This window comes from bacterium (assembly GCA_021371935.1).
Classification (GTDB): Bacteria; Armatimonadota; UBA5829; order UBA5829; family UBA5829; genus UBA5829.
The window spans coordinates 135,329-154,831 of record JAJFVF010000004.1; the positions used below are offsets into that span (position 1 = coordinate 135,329).

The following is a 19,503-nucleotide window of genomic DNA, read 5'->3' on the forward strand; positions in this document are numbered from 1 at the left end:
ATGGTGTCTGTTATGTGATCAATCCGGAAGATTGATTTTCTGGAGTACGGAGGCCGCGCAGGCTTCCGCCGACGAGTACTCGTCGATCTCGATTATCTCCCCACGCATCCCAATATACGGCGACATCGTCGCCCGATGATATTCGAGGAAGTCTTCAGGCAGCGACTTGATATCATTTTCTACGAGCCGGTTAATGATCCAGTCGGCATCTTCGGCAAAATCGTCGTTGCCAGGCAAGTATTCCATGATGATATCGAGACCAGGTCCGGGTCCTTGCACCCAGACACCGATTGGTTCGTAATGCGGATCGGTGTCACGGTCACGCAGGGCATACTCTATCATATACCTAAGCCGCATTCCATTCCTCTGCGATCCGCACATGCTCCGCAAGAAGCTGAGCGTCAATCTGCTCAAACATAGCTCTGTTCTCAGCCTTGTAATGCTGCCAGTCTTTCCAATCCGCGACCATCTCAACATCCTGTGCAGGAAACAGCAGTTCTATATGAAACTCACGCCCACGATCATCAGTTAAGTCGATAAGATATCCATCGTTCTGACCCCAATCCACAACTTTGATAGTGTGAGCATATTGCCAGCCATTGTTGTAACCAGCCGATTTGAATAACAGCCAGAAATCAGTCTTTGTTACGTTGCCTGCAATATCAAAATGCGGAGCTATACGTGTGACAATGTAGCTGTCTATAAGGCCAAAGCCGAGTGGTTCGTCATTACCCTCTCGCATTTCCATACAGGAGCCAGTCGTATTAAATTCATCAAAGAGCTTCTGCAGCTTTGCCTTTTCACTTGCTATGAACTCATTTAAAATCATATGTCTATTACCAGTTCCTCGATTTTACGTCCATCCGGCATGGTTGATATGCCATGTTTCTTGAATACATCAAGAACGCTTTTCCTTTCGCCCTGACCGTGAACCACAATGTTTTCCAAGTTATCTAAAAGCGTAATCGAATACTTGAAGATGGTCTCGTTGCTGGAGTTGCGCGAGAAGTTCTTCCATGTTGCTGAGTCGCTCCCGCGATTACTCGAAACATAGTCGTCCTTGACCTTGCCGAATGCGTCGTGATTGTAGCTTACCGCGTCCATCCGCCTGAGGAGCCGTTTCTTGAAGTAGAAACCGACATCTGTTGAATATGCAGATGGCGATTTCTTTATGCGGGTGAATACGTAGCTTGCGCCGCCACTGTTCATATCGGACTCGGGTGACATTCCACCAGGCATGACACCCGCTCTGAGTTTCTCAACAGTGCTTATCATAGCCCCATTATTCTCAAGTACCGTATCAAGAAACTCGCCTATGCTCTCGCCGTTCGTGAGACGATGATACAAGCTGTAGCCTTTCATCTGCTTCTCGATGTCGGCATCTGATATATCGAAGCGATACTGATGCCTGTAACCTCCGGCGATCTTCGCGTCTTTGAAACCGAGCTGATATTCACCGACGGGATCATATCCCGGCATTTTGGTGATGTCGGAGACACCGAGACGCTGCTCCCAGAAACCGCGCATCGCTTGGACACGTTCGGTCTTCGTTGCGTTGCGCCCGTCAAGACCGGAGATCATACGAGCATAATCAGGCTCGCGGTCGGCTTTCGTAACATAAGCTTGCTTCGTAAGATACATTATCTCAGCATCTTCGGCGTCGGCTATGTTTGTTTTCAGGCCGAGCTTTTCAATGTTGTCGAGCGCCCTGTCCAGGCTCTTTGCGTCCGGCCTCTCGTCAACGATAATCTCGAGTTCTCCGCGCTGCGCATAATGGTTCTTCTCTGACCACGGCCGATAGACCGCTCTGACACCATCACCGAAATCCACTTCATACTGCTCCCCGTCATTCATAGACCTGCCTCGAAACATCGAACTGTTACCGACAGACTCTTTGTCGATGGAAAGCTCACCTTTTGCAAGTGTCCGCTTTTCCATAAGCACCTTGGTCTTGCGGACTGTAAAATCGATATCCTTACTCTCACCTTTTTTGGGCAGGCTTTTCCGAAGATATGTCTCGAACTTCCCGGCAACGGGTTTTCTTTCCCTGACAGCTTCCTGTATCCTCTCTATCCAGTCGACGTAGGCTGTCGCCATCTCGCGCACATCCGGATCGTCGGATTTGGCAAGTTTCTTCAGCGCAGGAAGATGCTTGTTCAGTTTATCTACTTTGGACTTGTTATAGTTGCCATCCTGCGAATGATAGTTTATGGTCTTCACTGCAAGAAGGATATCATCAGCGAACTCGTCCTCAGCAAGCGGCTCACCGACTTTGACGACGCTTACCTGACGATTGGATTTCCTGAGTGCGGGTAGGATCTTGGCTTCAGATTCGGGCCGAAGCTTCATCTTTACAACAGTGCGGGTCTTGCCTTTTACTGTCTCCGTGAAAACGAGGGCGGTCTGATCTTCAATATCGAATTCGTCTATTGGCAGCGATTTGCCCTGCCAGCCGAGAATACGAGCCTCCTCAATAATCTGCTCCTCGGCTTTACCGATACGGACTACTGTTTGCGCTTCTGCGATATCCTCGAACTTGTAACCCTTCTTACCGAGGATATCGGAGTAGAATGACTCGAAATCACTGCGCATGTTGTGCTTACGGGCAAGGGCCAGGTCGTAGAATGCCTTTTTCTTCAGTTCGTCGCCAGCGAATCGGCCCTCGACATACGGACAGATCAGAGTGAGGTAATCATCGTCAGATATCTTCTCCACCTCGCGAATGCAGCGCAGAGTGACCGACGGATCGACCGTCACTTTTCCCTGCTTTACCGCACGAAACAGAGTGTTGTAGAACGGCTCACTCTCCCCGCAGGCTCCGTTCGGGTGGTAGTCGATGGAGAGCTTGTCCGAGCCAAGAAACTTGAAGAGTTGAGCCTTATCTATACCGTAGACCTTGCCGTCCTTTGTCCGCAGGAACTGCTTTGCATGGCCGTCATGGTTTGAGATAAGCCAGTCGATCACGTGCTCACGCTGGACCTGCGCTATATCATCCGCTGAAAGCTCAGTAATGTCGAAGCTGGAGAAGTCGGACTTTGCCGCCAGCTTACCGCGCCACATCTGAATGGAACCTGTTCGACCATTGAGCTGGATCGTTCTGACTTCCATTGCATCCGGATCTATAAGACGCCCTATCTTGTATGCGGCTTCTTCGCCGTGCGCGATGAAATCGTCCGTTGATTCGCCCACCGGCTTGAAAAGCCACTTATCGCTGTTCTCATCGAGCCAGAACTCCTTCTCATGCGCCCCGCCGACTTTGGCCTTACCGACATACTTGAACTTCTCGGGCTTGCCTTTCTCAGTCCAAGCTGCATCGACTGCGTCAAACTCGGAAGTCTTCTTTGTAAATGTGTTCGGTGTCGCGACTGTGACAGGCTGTGGGGCGACCTGTGGCTCCGGTGTAGGGACTGCCTTCGGCTGCGCTGCCTTGCCGGACTTACCCAGGTGTTTCTCGGCCCACTTTGCATGCTTCGCCTCGATACCTGCCTGAGCTGCCGATACCTTCGGGGTGTCCGTCTCCGTGAACAGGGTGACCAGTTCGTCTTTCGACGCCCACTGCCAGTGCTTGACTTTGGTCTGCTTTGCAAGGTCCTTTAGTTCCCCGGACTTTATCGCCGAGACCTGCTGGGCGAACGTAAGCTTCTTTAGCACGATCTCCTTTGCGTGCTGTTCGAGAACCGATGCCGGCAGTCCCAACTCTTTCGCCAGTTCCGCATCGGCGGCTTTCACTGAATCCAGGAATGATTGGTATTGCGTGGGCGAGGATGGCATCACCACTTGCGATACCGTATCCTTGAGAGCCTGTTCTGCTTTCTTAAGCGCCTCCTGTTTTGCCGCGTCCAGAGCCTGCTGCTTGGCCTGTTCAGCCATCTGCTGACCCGCGGACTTCTCAAGAGCTTTGACGAGCTGCTCTTTGTTCTTCAGGGGCGGTATGCCATGTTTCTGCTTGGCAGCGATCAGGGCTTTGCCGGCAATACCGGAGTGGTTCACACCCGGCTCAAGACCGTCCAGCATATCGATGACTTCGCTCTTGGTGAGGTTCAGCGACACACCGTGCTGCTTGGCTATATCCTTGAGTTGGACCATTGTGAGACCGGAAAGATCGGTCTGAGGCGCAGCGTTCTTTGCGGCCTCCTCCAGAGCTTTGACTTGCTTGATCACCGCCTGCTTTTCGGCCAGCAGTGTCGCCAACTCGTCTTTACTCCGTAGCGCCGCGATGTTGTATTGCTTGATCTTCGCCTGGAGCGCAGCGCCGGAAAGATCACCGTGATTAACTCCCGGCTCGACACCATCCAGCAGCTTGATAAAATCAGACTTGGTGCGGGCGACGGCTATGCCGTTCTGTTTCGCCAGCGTCTGAAGCTGCTTTACGGTGAGTGTAGAAAGGTCGCCAATGTCGCCGGACTCGAATGCGCCCTTGAGCTGCTTTTCTTCTTCAATCTTCTGTTTTGCCTGAAGTTCTATTGCCTGCGGAGGGAGAATACATGCATTCTGACCAGGTGCGGCAGTCGCGCCAAGATATCCTCCACAGATAACCAGCGGCCAGGCAACGACATTCGTGCACCGGCAGTTGGGATGCGCTGGCTGATTGGGAAAGTGGTCCGTATCGAATACTTTGCCATCGAGACTGCCGCAGACCGGGCACATGCGCTCGTCTTCCATCGCCATCCACTCGAGCTTCTGTATACCGACCTCTTTGTGAAACTTGATGCGACCCTGGTTGTGAGCGCGCAGGACTTCGGTGCGGGCAATCATCTCCATCCGATACTGCGCCTTGGAGAACACCTTGCTTCCGGCATTGCGAAACGATTCCTTGTCCTCAACGACTGTGCCGAGATCACGGACAATATCGTCAGCACCTTTGCCCGTGGCAATACCGGAAAGGATCGTACGCTTGATACCGTCTGAAAGCTCCCGATGCACATCGCCGGCAAGTACGAGGTTGTAGTTGGCCATGAAATCGAGGGCATCAGTGTCGATAAGGGTGAAGACGGATGTGGTGAGCTTGTCAATTCCGTCCGACGTAAGGTCACGGTAAAACGGCATCTGAGCAGCCGCGAACTCTCCGATGCCGTGATATACGCCGGAGTGAAACGATGCGCGGGAAGACTTGCGGAACATAAGAGTTTGCTCTTTCTTGAGCGTCTTCATCACGTCGCCTATCTCTGCATCCAGCTTCTCCAAGCCCTTTACTGCGGCGAGCTTGTTATCGGGTAATGAGCCGAGGCTTTTATAGGCCAGGAGCGCTCTGCTTACCTGTTCCTGCGCGGTCTGAAGGGACAGCGTGAGTTCATGCGCAACCTGCTCGGAGTAGAGGTCACGGGCAAGAAGGCTCTTCTGCGTTGCCTCTCGGATCGCCTGAGCTTGAGAGGTGGTATCGGCGATAGCGCACATTGATGCGTGCATTATCCTCGCCCTCAACCTGTCTTGCGACCGAAGAAACGGCATGCCGGGGAATCGAAGGTTGTCTCGGCCTGTGTGACTCCACAGCGGTTGTGCTCCTCGCCGAAGTAGGCACATAAGTCGCACATCTCGCCGACACCGGCGCTGGAGTATAGGGCTGCCTGCGATTGCACGTCCGGTCGATTCTTTGTCGGATCGAGGCCAAGCATCTGCTGCGCCGTCTCGATGCTCATTATTCCAGCCACAACCATATCCACAATGGGCTTGACCTGCTTTTCGTCGAGGAGATCGACCGACTTGTCCTCGTGCTGCCGGTTGGCCGTTTCAGTATCCGGATCGAGGTCCATTTTGAGCTGCAGAGACGACCGACTTATGAGCTTGCGGTCGTATAGCTCGATGAGGAGCTTCTTGAAATCGACAGCGTCCGTGGGATCGAGGTCGTTGAAGACGAACTGGACGCTCATTCCTTGGTGCCCGGCTATCTCAAGCCAGTCGTTGTATATCCAGTCGAGGATGGTACGCGCAGCATGCTTTATCTCCCGGATCATGATGAGCATCTTTTGCATGGAGACCGACGCTGTAGCAAAGTTAGGACCGTCGCCGGCAACCAGAGACCGCGAAAGCCCCAGCGCGACGACTATGTCTTCCTTTACATCCTTGACTTTGTCCTCAGTGTTAAGAACCTGTCCCTCCGTGCCGTGGGTCTCGACCGTCACATAGAACGGCACGACCAGGCCGCTCTTCATGTCCATCTTGTTGACCATGTCGCGGGTCTGTTCGAGCATCTTCTGGTCGGGCATCACCATTTTCTGGCCGAACGCACCACCGACCTTAATCAGTCTGAACGGCGTGGCCCAACGTTTAGCGATGGCCTGCTCGGCTCTGCGGTAGTCTCTAAGCAGTTCGATGGACTGGAAAGCCGGAAGCACAAGCGAATTGCCGCGCGGAGAGAATGCCGGAGCGTCCCATTTGAGGTGCAGCGTCTGCTCGACGGGTAGCGCCAATCCGTCACCAGCGGTCGGGCTGTCTTCAGGAAACTGTTGAACCTCTACAAGCTGTCCCTGAGCATATTTCACCTTTATGGATACCGGGTTTACACAAGTGACTTCCTCAAAGTCCTTGCCGTCTTTGGTGTATCGCTTGAACCCGACCGCATCGCCCTTCACAAGGAGTTGCAGGATCATATCCTTTACGAACTCGGAGACGCCGAGCCTATTGGCCAGATCGTTTGCTTCGTCCTTGACTGTATCATCGTCGCTCGTGATCCTTATCTCATCTCCTACAGCGAACGTCCGCCAGGAGTTGATGCAGTTTTTAACGAGCGGTTCTTCGACATAGTACTCCCAGGCTTTCTTAGCACGCTCTTCCCAGGTCTTTGGAATCGCACAATCATCGGGATTGACGCGGGCGAACACAGCCGAATCCAGCATGGCCGCTGTCGCCATAGGAGTGATGACTATGCCTTGTGCCTGCGTGTCGTGTTCGTCGGGTATGGCTGCCTGGCTCCGGGGTTTTCTTGAGTGTGATTTTCGACTGCGGTTTTCCACGTTGACCTCTACGTGCAGTTTTGCCGCGCCTATATAGCGCCAGGAGGCATGCACTCGCGCAACATCGCGCGAGAAGACGCCTCTACTTAGTTATTTACTAGCGACTGCGCGCAAGTGTCGGAACGATCTTCGCAAGGAGCATCACCTCGGCGCTGTTCACAGAAGCCGGGGTGCTACTTCTAAGCATCCTGAAACAACTGACTTGCCGAGTGATTGCCACGCTTACCGCTCGTTCGTAGACATCAGTATTCAGGCCGATTAGGCCGAAAAGCCCGTCTTAAATGCTGGTATTTGTCGAATCATATAAGTAGCATGAGCCGTGGCATGAACATCATGGCAGGAAATGAAGCGGAAAGCGGTCCTGACTAAAGCGCAGAGGTGACAAGCATGAAACACAACAAGCCAGTATCGATCTATGCGGTAGGCGCTTTGGTATCAGGGGTTGTGCTCAGATACATCGAATGGCCTGACTCTCTTTTCGCGTGCCTGTCGGTGGTGATGGCGGCAGAGATCATAAGCAGCATGCTGAGGATGTGCGATAGGCTACTCGACCCGCCGCCAACGATCTTTCTGATATTCTGCCACGAAAAAATAACTTCAGCCGATTTCCCCACATGTCTTGACTCTTACTATCGACCAGAGCAAACATACCCCCCACGCTTCGGCGGAGACTTCAGAAAAGGGGGAAACAGGCAATGAAAGACCAGGCAGAATACCAAAGGCTGCTGGGCCAGGTAATCACAACAAGACGAGAGAAGCTCGGTTATAGCCGCGAGAAGTTTGCTAGAATCCTTGGGAAAGGAACGGACTACATCACTTCCGTGGAAGACGGCAATTACAGCTACCTGAACCTTTCGGATATGATACTCATAGCCACAGCACTGCAGCTTCCACTTTCGACTCTCCTCGCACTCGTGGAGTCGAACTGATGATACAAACCGCATCAAAAGAAGACTGGATCAGTTAGCACCGGAATGACGCAGACTGTCTCTTCGGTCAACTGATCCAAGCTTCTCTGCTCTCGCACGAGCATCGCGCAGCGCACAGCGTCGATGATGTGATCGTTGCCCTTTGAGTAGATCACGTTACCGTTTGTAAGCGTATAGGTATGAGTAGTGAACTGGTCTTCTATCTCGAGATCATCGAATGGAAGTATCATCTGCCTGCGCTGCAGTAATCCTGATATGAAACTGGTCATCAGTTCCTTCGTTCGCTTTTTGATCTCCCGTCCATCGCGGACGGCAAGCGTCGTCATACCCCCAAAGTCGTATCCGTAGAGTCTGCCTTCAAGCTGCAGTGGCTTATACTTATCAAGCGTCAGTAGCTCCTGTACAACCGCGAGGCCGTTACCGCCGTTATCTACACCTATCCCGACTGGCGTGAAATACCTTTCCAGTAGGGAAATCGTCTGAGCAATGTGAGGGTAAGAGACGTGTTCCATGTGGATTCGCAGCACAAGCTTCAAGATCGAGCGATCCCCAACTTCCATCTCCTGGAACACAACAATTTCGGTCGGATCGTTGGTATAACCCAAGTCGCCGCCTATCCAGAACATGCCGGTCTGTGGGATCATGTTAAGGAGCATTTCCAGCCGGTCGTAAGATTCCTCTTCGGTCGCACAGTCGCGCATGTCATCGCCGCATATCGCAACCTTTAGATACTCCGGCATTTCCTGACGGCAGAAGTTCAAATGCTCGACATTGAATGCGCCGTAGGACGGCTTACCATGTTCGCCTGCGACCTCATGATGCCAACCCGCTGTGTCGCGTCCACCATAGAACTCGAGAAGCTCATTTTCGCGATCCTTACTCCAGTCTGGGTTTATCCAAGACGGCCATCTGAACACCTCAAACTGTGGCGACATTGTCAGCCGGTAGTAAGTAGTGTTTCGCAGGCCATTAGGAGTTGAGTAGATGCGCAAGCGTCCACCGGCCTTGAGGCATTGCCTCAGTGCTTTCCATGCTTTTTCTGTGAGCCATGCGCCTTCATCGACCCATACTCGCTCGACATGCAGCGAGCGAAATGCGTCGCCGTAGGCACCGGCAGGTCGGAAGTAAAGGATCGCACCGTTTGTGAACTCCAGCCTGAAATACGGCTTGCGAGTAATTTTGGGTTTGCCATATTTCGTGAGGGCAATGCTTCTCATAAGCTCATCGTTGGTATCGAGTTGAAACTCTATCTCCTCGATCAAGGTATCCAGATGCCCCTGGTGCGGAGCGGCGATGAGTCCTTGACCACCGCGAGTGGTGAAGGCGAAGTGCAGCGCATCAGTTGTGAGCACAATACTCTTGCCGACATCGCGTCCGTCGAGGTGAACGATGTTCTTTTCATCGCAGTGCATATCCTTGACCTGGTGTGGCCAATAGGCGCGCGCGGAACCGTCCCGATTGTGGAGATACTTCTCTCCCCAAAGCACCGGGTCTCGCAAAGACGTTCCCAGTCTCTCTTCTTCCGATGTTATCTCAACCAATTGTTTTCCTCCGCATTTTTTCGCACATTCAAGGCAAACACCCTTGACTTCACACTAAACCTGAGCGTGAATGTGAATACAAAACACAACCACTGGAGGTAGTGAATTGGAACAAAAGACACTGCACGAGGCCATCGAGGAACACCTCGAATATCTTAAAAGCCAAGGCAAGAGCGAACGCACTCTGTATACTTACGGCAAAGACTTTGAACAGATCGAAGCCTACTTCGGACCTGATAGAAAGCTCACGTCAATTCTTATTCCGCACGTTTCCGGCTTCCTCAAATCCGATGCGCTGCTCAAAATGCACGGCGGTAAAGACCGCTCAGAAATCACGGTCAAGAAGACCATTCGCGTCTTCCGAATGTTCCTCATATGGGCAAAGGAACAGGACTACATCGCCAAGCTCCCGCTTCCAAAAGACACACCCATGGGCCGCAGCCTCAAGACACAACCGGAGGTGCAAAGTGCCGAACCCGATCCGGCTGCTGCAACCGAGTAACAGCATCGAACTGGCGATAGACAGCTTCGCGGTAAGGCTCCGGGCGCAGGATCGCTCGGAGCTTACTATCTCCGCTTACATGCGCGACCTGCACTGCTTTGCTCGCGCGCTGCCGGATACCAGCATCAGTAATATCACACCAGCAATGATAGATGCTGCACTTACCGATCCTATCGTAGCCTGCTTGGAGAATGGCTCGCAAAAGTCACCAGCGACGATGTATCGTTTGAAAGCCTCTCTTCGTGCATTCTTCGCCTGGGCAACTGACACTGGTTTGGTAAACTCAAATCCGGCCAGGTCGATTAAATCCAAGCGGCTCTCTCGCAAGCCCCCAAAGTTTCTCACTGAACACGAGAAGCGCAGGCTCCTCAAGGAAGCCCATGATCGGACGAACCCACTTGCCAGGCGCGACAGTGTCATTCTTGAGCTTTTCCTCGGCACTGGCATTCGCATCGCAGAACTTGTGAGTCTCAACATCGACGATGTCGACCTCGAAGGCAAACATATCTATATAACGGGCAAAGGCGGCATTCCACAGACCAAGTTTCTGAAATCATCCCTACGTACGCTTCTGCGAGACTACCTCAAAGAGCGCCGCCGATTGACCAGTTCCGAAATCACCGCGCTGTTCATTTCCTCTCGCGGAACAAGGATATGCTGCAGACAGATTGCCCAGCGCCTTGCCTACTGGCTCGGCAAGGCCGGAATCCAGAAGAACGTCACACCGCATGGTCTACGGCACACGTTCGCTACGCATCTCTATGCCGCCACCTCCGATCTGGAACTTGTAAAACGTGCCCTCGATCACCTCTGCGTCTCCAGCACCGAAATCTACACGCATCTTGTGGACAACGCACTCGAAGATGCGATAGAGCGACTATGACCCCATTCCTAACTATGCGAAACCCTGGCTATAGCGGGGGTGAAAGCCGAAATGTAATGAGCCATCAGCTCTGCGATTTTGGCATCCCTTGCCCAAGCGTTGAATGGTACACAGTTCACCTGTTCGACGAGCACATTGGCCTTGTGAGGTCTCGGGTTCAACTCAAATGGTTGTCCTATTATCCGTAGCGCCGTGAGCTTCTCTTCTTCAATCACATCGAGTAACTCGTTTCGGATGATTGCGTCCGAGCCTGTTATGGAACCTTCAATATAGAAATCCAAGTGTATAGAATAACCGTTACCGCGCTGTTTTTCCGGTGTACATTCCACGTGTACCCGCTTCCACTTGTTTGTTAAGTCACACCAAGGGAAGACCTTCAGAATCGGACCATTCTTGCCGTTCACGACTTTAGATGTGATCGTAAGTCCCGTCCGAGACTTAATATCGGATACCACTGCTTCATAGTTAATATAGTCAATCATGTGTTTAGTCCTCTCCACTGCGTCGAATGATTATCGTTTGCTACATGCTATTGTTCCATTATGTCACGAGAGCGCCGCTGCCTAGCATCTTCTTTATGCTTGGGCATCATCGCATAACAGGTATTATCTGAACTCCAACTCCGGATCGGTCTGAAACCCACGCGTGGATTCAACATATCTGACGCCGCCACGACGGTGTTATCTGAATTCATTCCTGCGTTTTCTCCGGCTCAGCCTCTGATTCGGCCTTTGCCTTCTCAGCCTCCGCCAGTTTCTCCAGCAGAGCCGTAGCCCATTCCGCTGGCGTCGTTTGCGATTCGATAGGCTCCGTTCCCTCGCGGGTGAGCTTGGTCGTCTTGAGATCCTTCATGTGGCAGCGTATCATTCGGTCGAGTCTCTCGGCGGCTTCCCAGTCGCCCGCTTCCTGCGCTCGTCCGAGCTTCAGGAAATAGACCGCCACCAGTTCCACCTGGATGAAGTCAGAGCTCTTGTTGAACACAAAATCCTCGTGAAGCTGCGCTATGATTGCGTCGAAGATGGGCTTCTCCTCCGGCGTGAGGAACCGGTTGGCATATATGCCGTGCTGCAGGTTGTTGGTGTTGCCTGGTTGCCCGCCTCGGCTGCGGCTTGCACCGGAGTTTCTGCGCCACTGATCCAGCTCCTCGGTGTCGCGTTCACCTATCTGCGGCAGTTGCTCAATTGATGTGTTCTCGTTCGTCATAGTTTTCCTTCAATCGACCCGGCAAGTCGGAGTTGGGCGGGAGAGGCGTTTCGCGCCTCATTTTGTGCCTGTCGCGGCTGTAAACAACGTATTCTGGCCATCAGTTACTGATAATGGTTTTGCTGTGGTGGTTCCAAACGGACATTCATCTACGGGCACCACTTTGCCGCCGAATACTCGCTTGACCTCATGAATCTGCTTCACGACTTCTGATGATGAACCAACCATCAGCTTCAGTTCGTCCATAGTGAACCGGACCTTACCAGCCCACTTGTCCGGCACGGCAACCGAGTCATCTCGAACAAATATTACAATGTCCTCGATAATCGACGACCTGATGCCTGCGTAACCTCGGGTGGCAAGCGCATGTTCCAATCTGCGTGCCTGGTCAGACTCAGAAGAATCGCCCAATGATGCTCTCAGCTTGTGTGCATTCCATGCATGGTCCCAGACCTTTCGGTAGGAAGTGAAGGTCTGCTCGGATGGTGGAACGTACGTCTTGACGTTCGTAGTCCGAATCGCCGTGCGAAGAGCGTCTTCGCCAATGTGCTGGATGGCCCAGTTGTGAATGACGTTGAATCGCTCTCGGAGCGCATCAAATGTTGCATCATCGAGCCGACCGGTATCGTGCGACTTGCGGGCATTTTCCATCCGATGGCGCAGCCAAGCGTAGTATGACGCATCGAGCATCCGATAGACCGGCTCGCAGCCCAGCTCGTAACCAAACCTGGGATCGTATTCCTCGAATGAGTCCAAATCCGTTGCAACCCAGAGGATATGATAATCCGGCACGACCTCTGCAGATGGATCGGCAGAACCTCGCGAATCCATGATCTCGGTGACGAGTTCTTCCCGATGCTCGCGGACCAATCGCCGAACATCATTGGTGATGAGCCAATCCGGTTCCAGTCTGAGCTTACCGTCTGGCTGTATACTTGCCCTGAGGGCGTGCTTTATCAGTATCTCAAGGTATGCCATCAGAACTCCTCATAGCCCGGTGAAGACCCGTCTTCCCTGGTGTTGTCTATGGAATCGCTTTCGTCTGTCTGCTCGGAAGGTGTATGTCGTGTATGTTGGTGTATGTTTTCTATACACTCCTCATGCGTGTGCGCGCCCGCATGCATGTATGTGCGCGCATGAGGGGTAGTGGGGGAACATACACCTTTATGCACCACATACACCCCTTCGCCATCCTCCGAGAACAGGTTCGTTGTCGGAGCCAGCATCCATTGGCTTATCCGCTTGGACTTGCCCGCAGACACAATCCGATATTCACCTATCACACGATCACGCTGCTGACCGAGTCGTCTGCCGAAAGCGATTCTCTGCGACCGCTCTCCTCCCTTGCCGAGATCGAGCGCATCTATTTCCGACACCAGCTCGAACAGGTCGGTTACACCCACTTTTTCCTGGCCGAACTTCTCCCACCAGGCATCTACGATCTGCCGCCACATGGCTCCCTCGATGTCTGCTGCTTCATAGAACTCGTGCAGGTTGGACAGGAATCCTGATATCCCCGAATGCTGCAATATCCCTCCGATGATGGCAGTCCACTGTTCGTATGAACCCAGCGGTTTCGCTTCGGAAGCGGGCATACCAGCACATATCCAAGCCTGCACAAGCGTAAGGGCAGCTCCGACCAATTCACCTCGACTATCGAGCGCCCAGTTGCGAAGCTTCTTCTGCTTGAACCCGTCGCGAAACCACGGGCGATCTACTTTTGCGTCCAACCTGATGCGTATACAACGTCTGGCGATTTCCGTACTCATCGTGGGATTATTGGCCGTAGTCACCCAGACACAGCGCACCGGAAAGTGCAGGTTCTCGGACTTGCCCAGAATCCTATCCTCCCATATCGTCGCCGTAAGCGCGGACGCGAGCGACCCGGAATTGAGCGGTCGCGTAATGTTATCCAACAGGACCACGCTTCTCGCGCTGCGAAGCTGCGCTGTTATTCGTTTGCGCCATTCGTCATCATCCCGAGCCTCGGAGATGGTCGACACCTGCTTGCCGCAGGCCGGAGTCAGAAGGACATCGGCGAGAAGTCCTTTTCCGGTGCCCGCCTGCGGAGCTTCGATAAGGTGATTCGGCGTCGGCCCGTCGATGAGGTCTCGCACAAACGGGAGGAGCAGCAGCCCCACGGCGTGCGCGCGGTCGGCTTCATCCACAAATGGAAAGTCTGAGATCATATCGAGGATGAGGCTTCCGGCAGCATCTACCTCTTCCTGCGACGGCGGGGACGATATCTCCGGTATATTGAGCCCGGGCCTCGACATCCGGTATGTTTTTCCCGCAGCGTGGTAGCCTTCAGCGGTTTGCAGTGATCCATCAGGAGCGAACACGGGAACATCCGTGATACGCGTCAGCACCGGCAGCGGCGGATTTGGCGTAGCCAGCACATCTCTCACGACATCGATTGGAGGCTTGGCCGCTTCCTCATCTTCGCCGCTTACCCAGTTTGCCACACGTGCGAGTTCGTGACGGAGCCTGTCGGGAGTCAACTCCCTTGGGACAAGTGTTCCGTCATCGTCTTTTTCGAGCCTGGAAGGAAGACCGATATACCGAAAGTATTTCGGAGGATTGTTCGCATAGATAATAGCCCTCCAGCACACGGCAGTCACACTGCGCAGGTCCTGACAGTCGGCATAGATGGTGAGCAGGCCGTTGCTTGCCGCTGGGTGCGCCTGGGGCTTCGCTCCTTCGGCATCTCCCGATGCTCGTCTCTTTCGCTGCCTCCGTTTGCCGGCATGGTCGGCACAGGTCTCTTTGACAATGCCAATGGCCGCGTCAATCGTCATCTGGCCGTAGGTCTGCGCGCCATGCAACTCGTCCCACTTGGGCCTGATGAGTCCTGATTCGCGAAACAGCCTGTCCATCCTGACCGGGTCCTTGTCGGTCCAGTATGCCAGCATGCAGCAAAGCGCCGAATCCGCTGCACTAGCATCGCTGTTGTAGTCTCCAATGTCGCCGTTCCAAAGCTTGCGGAATTTCTCTCCGTTTGATGCTGACAGCGCTCTTTGAATGAGCACAGGATCGCTCATTCCGTTTGGTTTAGCGTTCTTGACATTTTCTTTTGGCGGCACATCGTTGTCAGGCTTATCGCCGAACATGCTCCGGTAGATCGCTGCCATCGCACGCTCGGCGTCCGTTATCTCCGCTGCCGCGCTGGGAAGCAGCTTGCCCGTGAAGACTACAAGTCGTCGGTCGGAGTATATCTCAAACTTTGGATGCTTGGCGGTTCTGCACCTGGGACCGGGTTTCTTCGCCCGCGCGATGATGTGTATTCCCGTTTCCGACCGGCTGAACTCCGTGTAGGAGCCGATGCGCCCGATTATCTCTCGTGCCCACGGCTCGACTTCACCTTCTGCTACGACGTGGTCCAGGTCGATGAAGATGTAGGGATCTTCTTCGGAAAGCACGAACCCTATGCCGTCGAATCTGTTCTTTGGCTTTGCGGCAGCCTCGATTACTTCCTCAAAAGTGTGCCACGTTGCTGGATTGTTAGTCTTTGCATTGCCGCGCCCGACCTTGTCCGTGCGGTACGGTACCTTGGTTGGGGTGCCGTCGCGGTCCTCGATCCGGTAGCAGACCCACTGCCGAAGCGCCTTGAGTTCGTCGGGTATCAAATCATAAGCGGGTGCGTGCGGTGCCGCATTAGTCATCTACACGCCTCCCGCAAGCAGCAGCGACAGAAAGGTCTTCCTGGCATCGACCTGCACACGCTTAGCGCAGTTGGTTATGCCCCAGTGGTCGCCGACGATGATCGCGGTTTTCTTAGCGCGGGTGACGCCTGTATAGAGCAGGTTTCTGTGGTGCATAAATGAGTGCGACTTATGCGCGATCACGACTGAACATGGAAATTCCGATCCCTGGGCTTTGTGTATTGTGAGAGCATAGGCGAGCTGCAGGTCGCTTCGATGCGGCGATCCCGGCTCAATGAAGACCATCTTGTCATCGAACTCGACAGTAAGCGAACCATCAGTGCCGACATCCCGCACATAGCCCATCGAGCCGTTCATCACTTCCAGATCGTAGTTGTTGCGCGTCTGAATGACCTTGTCGCCGATGAGCAGCTTCGGACGCCTGCCGGGCTGGACAGGTAAAACGTCGTAATCCCACAGCTTCTTTTGTATGAGGGACTGCAGCCTGATGTTGAGTTCCGCCGTTCCGAGCGGACCCTTGTGGGTCGGGGTGAGCACCTGAACGTCACGAAGCAGGTCGAAACCGAGCTTCTCGGAAAGCACCTGGTCAAAGATGTCCAGAATGAACTGCTGAACGCGCTCGGCTTCCGTATGTTGATTGGCCACATACCATGGCCCGCGTTGGCCATCTTCAACTCTGCATGTCTTTCTCACCTCACCACGCAAGATGGCGATGCTGTTCTCCTTGAGCACCCCGGCCTGCCGCACGACATCTTCGAGTATCGTTATCGGTATGACTTTTGACTCAATGAGATCGCGCAGAATATTGCCCGGTCCAACCGGGGGTAATTGATTGTGGTCTCCAACAAGGACTACGGCTGTGCGTTCGAGGTTGATGGCCTGAAAAAACCGCCAGGCGAGCGCAACGTCTATCATAGAAGCTTCGTCGACTATAAGGATATCGGCGGATATCGGGCTTTCAGCGTTACGGGAGTAGGTCTTGCCGTCGAAGCCGAGCAGCCTGTGAATCGTTGATGCTGATTGTCCGGTCGACTCCTCCATACGCTTTGCCGCCTTGCCGGTCGGAGCACAGAGCACAGCTTTGAGCTTTCGAGACTCACAGAGTCGAGTGATCGCATCGATGGTGAAGGTCTTGCCGGATCCGGCCCCGCCCGTAATAAGTGAAATCGCATGCTCACATACCATCATCGCGGCCTCGTGCTGACGATGATTGAGCCTTGGAGATATGCGCCGGATCATGGAGTCGATGTCAGGTATATCCGTAAAGTGCGGATTCATATCCTTGCCCCGGGCAAAGACACGCGCCAAATCTTCCTCCATTTGTCGGATTTCAGGCTTTGCTACAAGGAACCGGCAGTCGGCTGCATAACATGTCAGGGCTTTATTGTCGATGAGTTCGTCCAGATATCTCTCGATCCGCTCCCGGCTGTCGAGAGTATCCATCACCAGAAGCTTATTGGCCCGGTTAAGCAGGTCTTCATACTCGACCCAGCAGTCACCCTGATCCAGCGCGTCCTCCACACAGAACAGTAATCCCGCGCGAACACGGTTCGGGTTGTCCTTGGCAATGCCGATCTGCCTAGCGATCTTGTCGATCCTCTTGAACCCGAAGCCGTCGATCTCTCCAACGATGACATACGGATCATGCTCTATAATGCCGACAGCGTTGTTACCGAGCTTCTTCACCAGCTTCGTGACCTGATGGTGGGTCAGTCCGTACGCTGCAAGCGCGGTCATTGCCTGGTTGATATGACTCGTCTCAAGCCAGTGAACGCGAAGCGACTCAATGACCGACAGCGGTACTTTTGCAACCTCCGCGACTTTCTCAGGCTCATCTATGAGGCTGCACTCGAAATCCGAGCCGAACCGCTCGGCAATGATCCTCGCCTTTGCCGGGCCGATCCCTTTGATGTCGGGGTTGTTTGCGAGGTAGTTTGCAAGCCCGCGGGCGTCCATCTGCCGATCCAATTCGATGCTTGCAACTTCGAACTGTCGGCCGTATTTGGGATGCTTGACGAACTTTCCATGCAGCACCAGAGGCTGGTTTTCGCTTACGACGATATTGCCGGCGAACGAAATACGCTCGCCGCGTTCCGTTATGAACCGTCCGGCGGAGAAGTCTGCGGATGAGTAGAAGACCCGTTCAACTTCTCCCCGGATTCGGATGGGCTGAGTTGTTGTATTTGGCATGTATCCGCAAACCTCCGGTAGCAGCGCAGCAAATACTCCTGAACAAACCGGCATGCGCACTGCCGGTTGGAGCAGAAAAAGATCGGAACGCCGTAGTCGACGATTATCGAAAGTGCCGCGCCTGCAACCGAAGCCGGATGTGCCCCACAGCGGTAATTGCCCGACAGCAGTTCCTCAAGGTTCGCTTCAACCACGATGCATGAGCACATGTAGGTCTGAAGCTTCCTGAGTTCATTGCGGAACCTGTCGCGTTCCCGGATAACCGTATGCACGAAGTCCTCGGCGGTCTTCCGCTCAATCGCCACATCGTGCTCAAAACCGGCGAGGGAATAATCCCCCGCCGGCAGAGCACGGCGTTCGATGAGGAACCGCTCGGGAGGAAACGAATAAGGCTCCTGCTCTCGCGTGTCGACTACGATACTGACTTTCTCGGCCATCTAAAACGGTGCGAGCGAGTCATCGACCGCATCGTCGAGGTCAGAGACGACAATACGCCGGTTGAAATAGATGTTCTCATTCTCGCCCTTTGTGCGCTTGGTGACTTCCAGAGTCACATCCAGGAGATCACCGAGTCTTGCCGGAAGCTCGGACAGCTTATCGATGTCCACTCCGCACGTGTGCAGGTCGGTTTTGAGCCACTTGAGGTTCTCTTTGGAAGCAAACATGCTGTTGCGCCACAGAAGCCGACCGGCATACTTCGGACCGAGAATCTTGAGCGTCCACTTTAGCATAGGATTGCCTGTGGTCTGCGCCTTGGTAAGCTCTACCTTGTCGACCTTTACCTGATACTTGCCGTCCGGCACATCCTCGAACTCACGCTCTTCGACTTCCGCTTCAGAAAAGTCATCATCGAACTGAGTAAGATCGATATCGCCTATGCCGGTGGTGTCATAGTCACTACTCATTTAGCAGCCTCCTTCATGGGTTTCTTCGCGTCCATTCCGGCGTTGTATGCCTCGACGAACTTGCCATAATCGAGGTCGATCACATCGGGCAAACGCTTTGTCCTGTCCCCGGCCTCGTAGTGAACATGCGGTTTTGTCCGCACCACGCGCCGAGCAACCTGTTTGTTGTCAGGTCCGGGCGCGATCTCAATATCGCAGTAGAGGATAATGTCGACAAGACCAAGCACGATCTTGCGAGCTTTCTCCGGCAGTGTAGGAACGACCTTGGAATACTTGCCTGTGCGCGTTTCTATTTCGATCTCCTGGGAATGCGAGACCAGATACAGACCATAGGGCAGAAACGCGAGCTTGTTGATCACCCGTTGGAACTCATTGTTTGTGATGGAATAGCCCTTGCCGTAGCCGATATCGGACTCATGCTCCGCGCCGTATTTCTTGCAGACATACTCACAGCACATCTTGTAGGCGTTATCGACCGTATCGATGATGACTGTCTTAAACGAATGGCTGCCATCCGCGATCTCCGCACATATCGCAAGCAGTTCGTCCCATGTGGCAACCGGAACCTGATATACCTCAAGGGAATTCAGGCCCGGTTCGGTCGAGATGAACAGAGCGGACTCGGCATTGGAACACCACTCGCTTTTGCCTATCTTTGTTGGCCCGTAAATGAGCACTGTCTGGTCTGACAGCGTTTGTTTTGGCGGCGTCTTTTGGGTTGGTAGAAGCATCAATCTT

General features: G+C 53.6%; 17 protein-coding genes. 3 read left to right on the top strand and 14 right to left on the bottom strand.

The genetic code is table 11. The features are described 5' to 3' along the window. Positions 1 to 18 precede the first annotated feature (18 nt). The 5 genes from LLG46_03635 to LLG46_03655 all read right to left on the bottom strand — a co-directional run bounded on the left by LLG46_03635 (position 19) and on the right by LLG46_03655 (position 7,564). Positions 19 to 357, bottom strand: a complete 339-nt coding sequence (locus tag LLG46_03635; GenBank protein ID MCE5322392.1) for a hypothetical protein — start codon at positions 355 to 357, stop codon at positions 19 to 21. Beyond that, a complete protein-coding gene (locus LLG46_03640; GenBank protein ID MCE5322393.1) occupies positions 347 to 829 on the bottom strand; it encodes a hypothetical protein in 483 nt (160 codons plus the stop codon). Before LLG46_03640 ends, LLG46_03635 begins: the two co-directional genes overlap by 11 nt. Then, a complete protein-coding gene (locus tag LLG46_03645) occupies positions 826 to 5,406 on the bottom strand; it encodes a minor capsid protein (protein MCE5322394.1) in 4,581 nt (1,526 codons plus the stop codon). The genes LLG46_03640 and LLG46_03645 overlap by 4 nt, the downstream gene beginning before the upstream one ends. A gap of 11 nt (positions 5,407 to 5,417) precedes the next feature. Further along, positions 5,418 to 6,950 carry a phage portal protein gene (locus LLG46_03650; GenBank protein ID MCE5322395.1) on the bottom strand — a complete coding sequence of 511 codons (1,533 nt, stop codon included), beginning with the start codon at positions 6,948 to 6,950 and terminating at the stop codon, positions 5,418 to 5,420. A 413-nt stretch (positions 6,951 to 7,363) separates the two neighbouring features. Beyond that, entirely contained in the window at positions 7,364 to 7,564 is a 201-nt protein-coding gene (locus LLG46_03655) for a hypothetical protein (GenBank protein MCE5322396.1), read from the bottom strand. 81 nt (positions 7,565 to 7,645) lie between these two features. Here LLG46_03655 and LLG46_03660 point away from each other — a divergent pair, with 81 nt between their 5' ends. Continuing rightward, complete coding sequence (locus LLG46_03660) at positions 7,646 to 7,879, top strand: helix-turn-helix transcriptional regulator (GenBank protein ID MCE5322397.1); 234 nt, start codon at positions 7,646 to 7,648, stop codon at positions 7,877 to 7,879. Positions 7,880 to 7,893: 14 nt separating this feature from the next. Here the strand turns inward: LLG46_03660 and LLG46_03665 are convergent, their stop codons facing one another. After that, on the bottom strand, positions 7,894 to 9,420 hold the full coding sequence (locus LLG46_03665) for a hypothetical protein (protein MCE5322398.1): 1,527 nt from the start codon (positions 9,418 to 9,420) through the stop codon (positions 7,894 to 7,896). 106 nt (positions 9,421 to 9,526) lie between these two features. Between LLG46_03665 and LLG46_03670 the strand changes: the two genes are divergently transcribed. Together LLG46_03670 and LLG46_03675 are read left to right on the top strand one after the other, a co-directional pair. After that, complete coding sequence (locus LLG46_03670; protein ID MCE5322399.1) at positions 9,527 to 9,922, top strand: hypothetical protein; 396 nt, start codon at positions 9,527 to 9,529, stop codon at positions 9,920 to 9,922. Beyond that, the gene (locus LLG46_03675) at positions 9,888 to 10,805 is read left to right on the top strand and encodes a tyrosine-type recombinase/integrase (GenBank protein MCE5322400.1); all 918 of its coding nucleotides are present in this window, start codon (positions 9,888 to 9,890) and stop codon (positions 10,803 to 10,805) included. The genes LLG46_03670 and LLG46_03675 overlap by 35 nt, the downstream gene beginning before the upstream one ends. A gap of 8 nt (positions 10,806 to 10,813) precedes the next feature. Here the strand turns inward: LLG46_03675 and LLG46_03680 are convergent, their stop codons facing one another. The 8 genes from LLG46_03680 to LLG46_03715 form a co-directional block, all read right to left on the bottom strand. After that, the gene (locus LLG46_03680) at positions 10,814 to 11,287 is read right to left on the bottom strand and encodes a hypothetical protein (protein ID MCE5322401.1); all 474 of its coding nucleotides are present in this window, start codon (positions 11,285 to 11,287) and stop codon (positions 10,814 to 10,816) included. A 208-nt stretch (positions 11,288 to 11,495) separates the two neighbouring features. Then, positions 11,496 to 12,008 (bottom strand): hypothetical protein, encoded by a 513-nt coding sequence (locus tag LLG46_03685; protein MCE5322402.1) that lies wholly within the window; start codon positions 12,006 to 12,008, stop codon positions 11,496 to 11,498. A 57-nt stretch (positions 12,009 to 12,065) separates the two neighbouring features. Beyond that, entirely contained in the window at positions 12,066 to 12,986 is a 921-nt protein-coding gene (locus LLG46_03690) for a hypothetical protein (protein MCE5322403.1), read from the bottom strand. Next, positions 12,986 to 15,670, bottom strand: a complete 2,685-nt coding sequence (locus LLG46_03695; GenBank protein ID MCE5322404.1) for a hypothetical protein — start codon at positions 15,668 to 15,670, stop codon at positions 12,986 to 12,988. Before LLG46_03695 ends, LLG46_03690 begins: the two co-directional genes overlap by 1 nt. Further along, positions 15,671 to 17,860, bottom strand: a complete 2,190-nt coding sequence (locus LLG46_03700; protein MCE5322405.1) for an AAA family ATPase — start codon at positions 17,858 to 17,860, stop codon at positions 15,671 to 15,673. After that, positions 17,767 to 18,297, bottom strand: a complete 531-nt coding sequence (locus tag LLG46_03705) for a hypothetical protein (protein MCE5322406.1) — start codon at positions 18,295 to 18,297, stop codon at positions 17,767 to 17,769. Before LLG46_03705 ends, LLG46_03700 begins: the two co-directional genes overlap by 94 nt. Continuing rightward, positions 18,298 to 18,765, bottom strand: coding sequence for a DUF669 domain-containing protein (locus LLG46_03710; protein MCE5322407.1), 468 nt, complete (start codon positions 18,763 to 18,765; stop codon positions 18,298 to 18,300). Beyond that, positions 18,762 to 19,496, bottom strand: coding sequence for an ATP-binding protein (locus LLG46_03715; GenBank protein MCE5322408.1), 735 nt, complete (start codon positions 19,494 to 19,496; stop codon positions 18,762 to 18,764). Before LLG46_03715 ends, LLG46_03710 begins: the two co-directional genes overlap by 4 nt. Positions 19,497 to 19,503 lie beyond the last annotated feature (7 nt).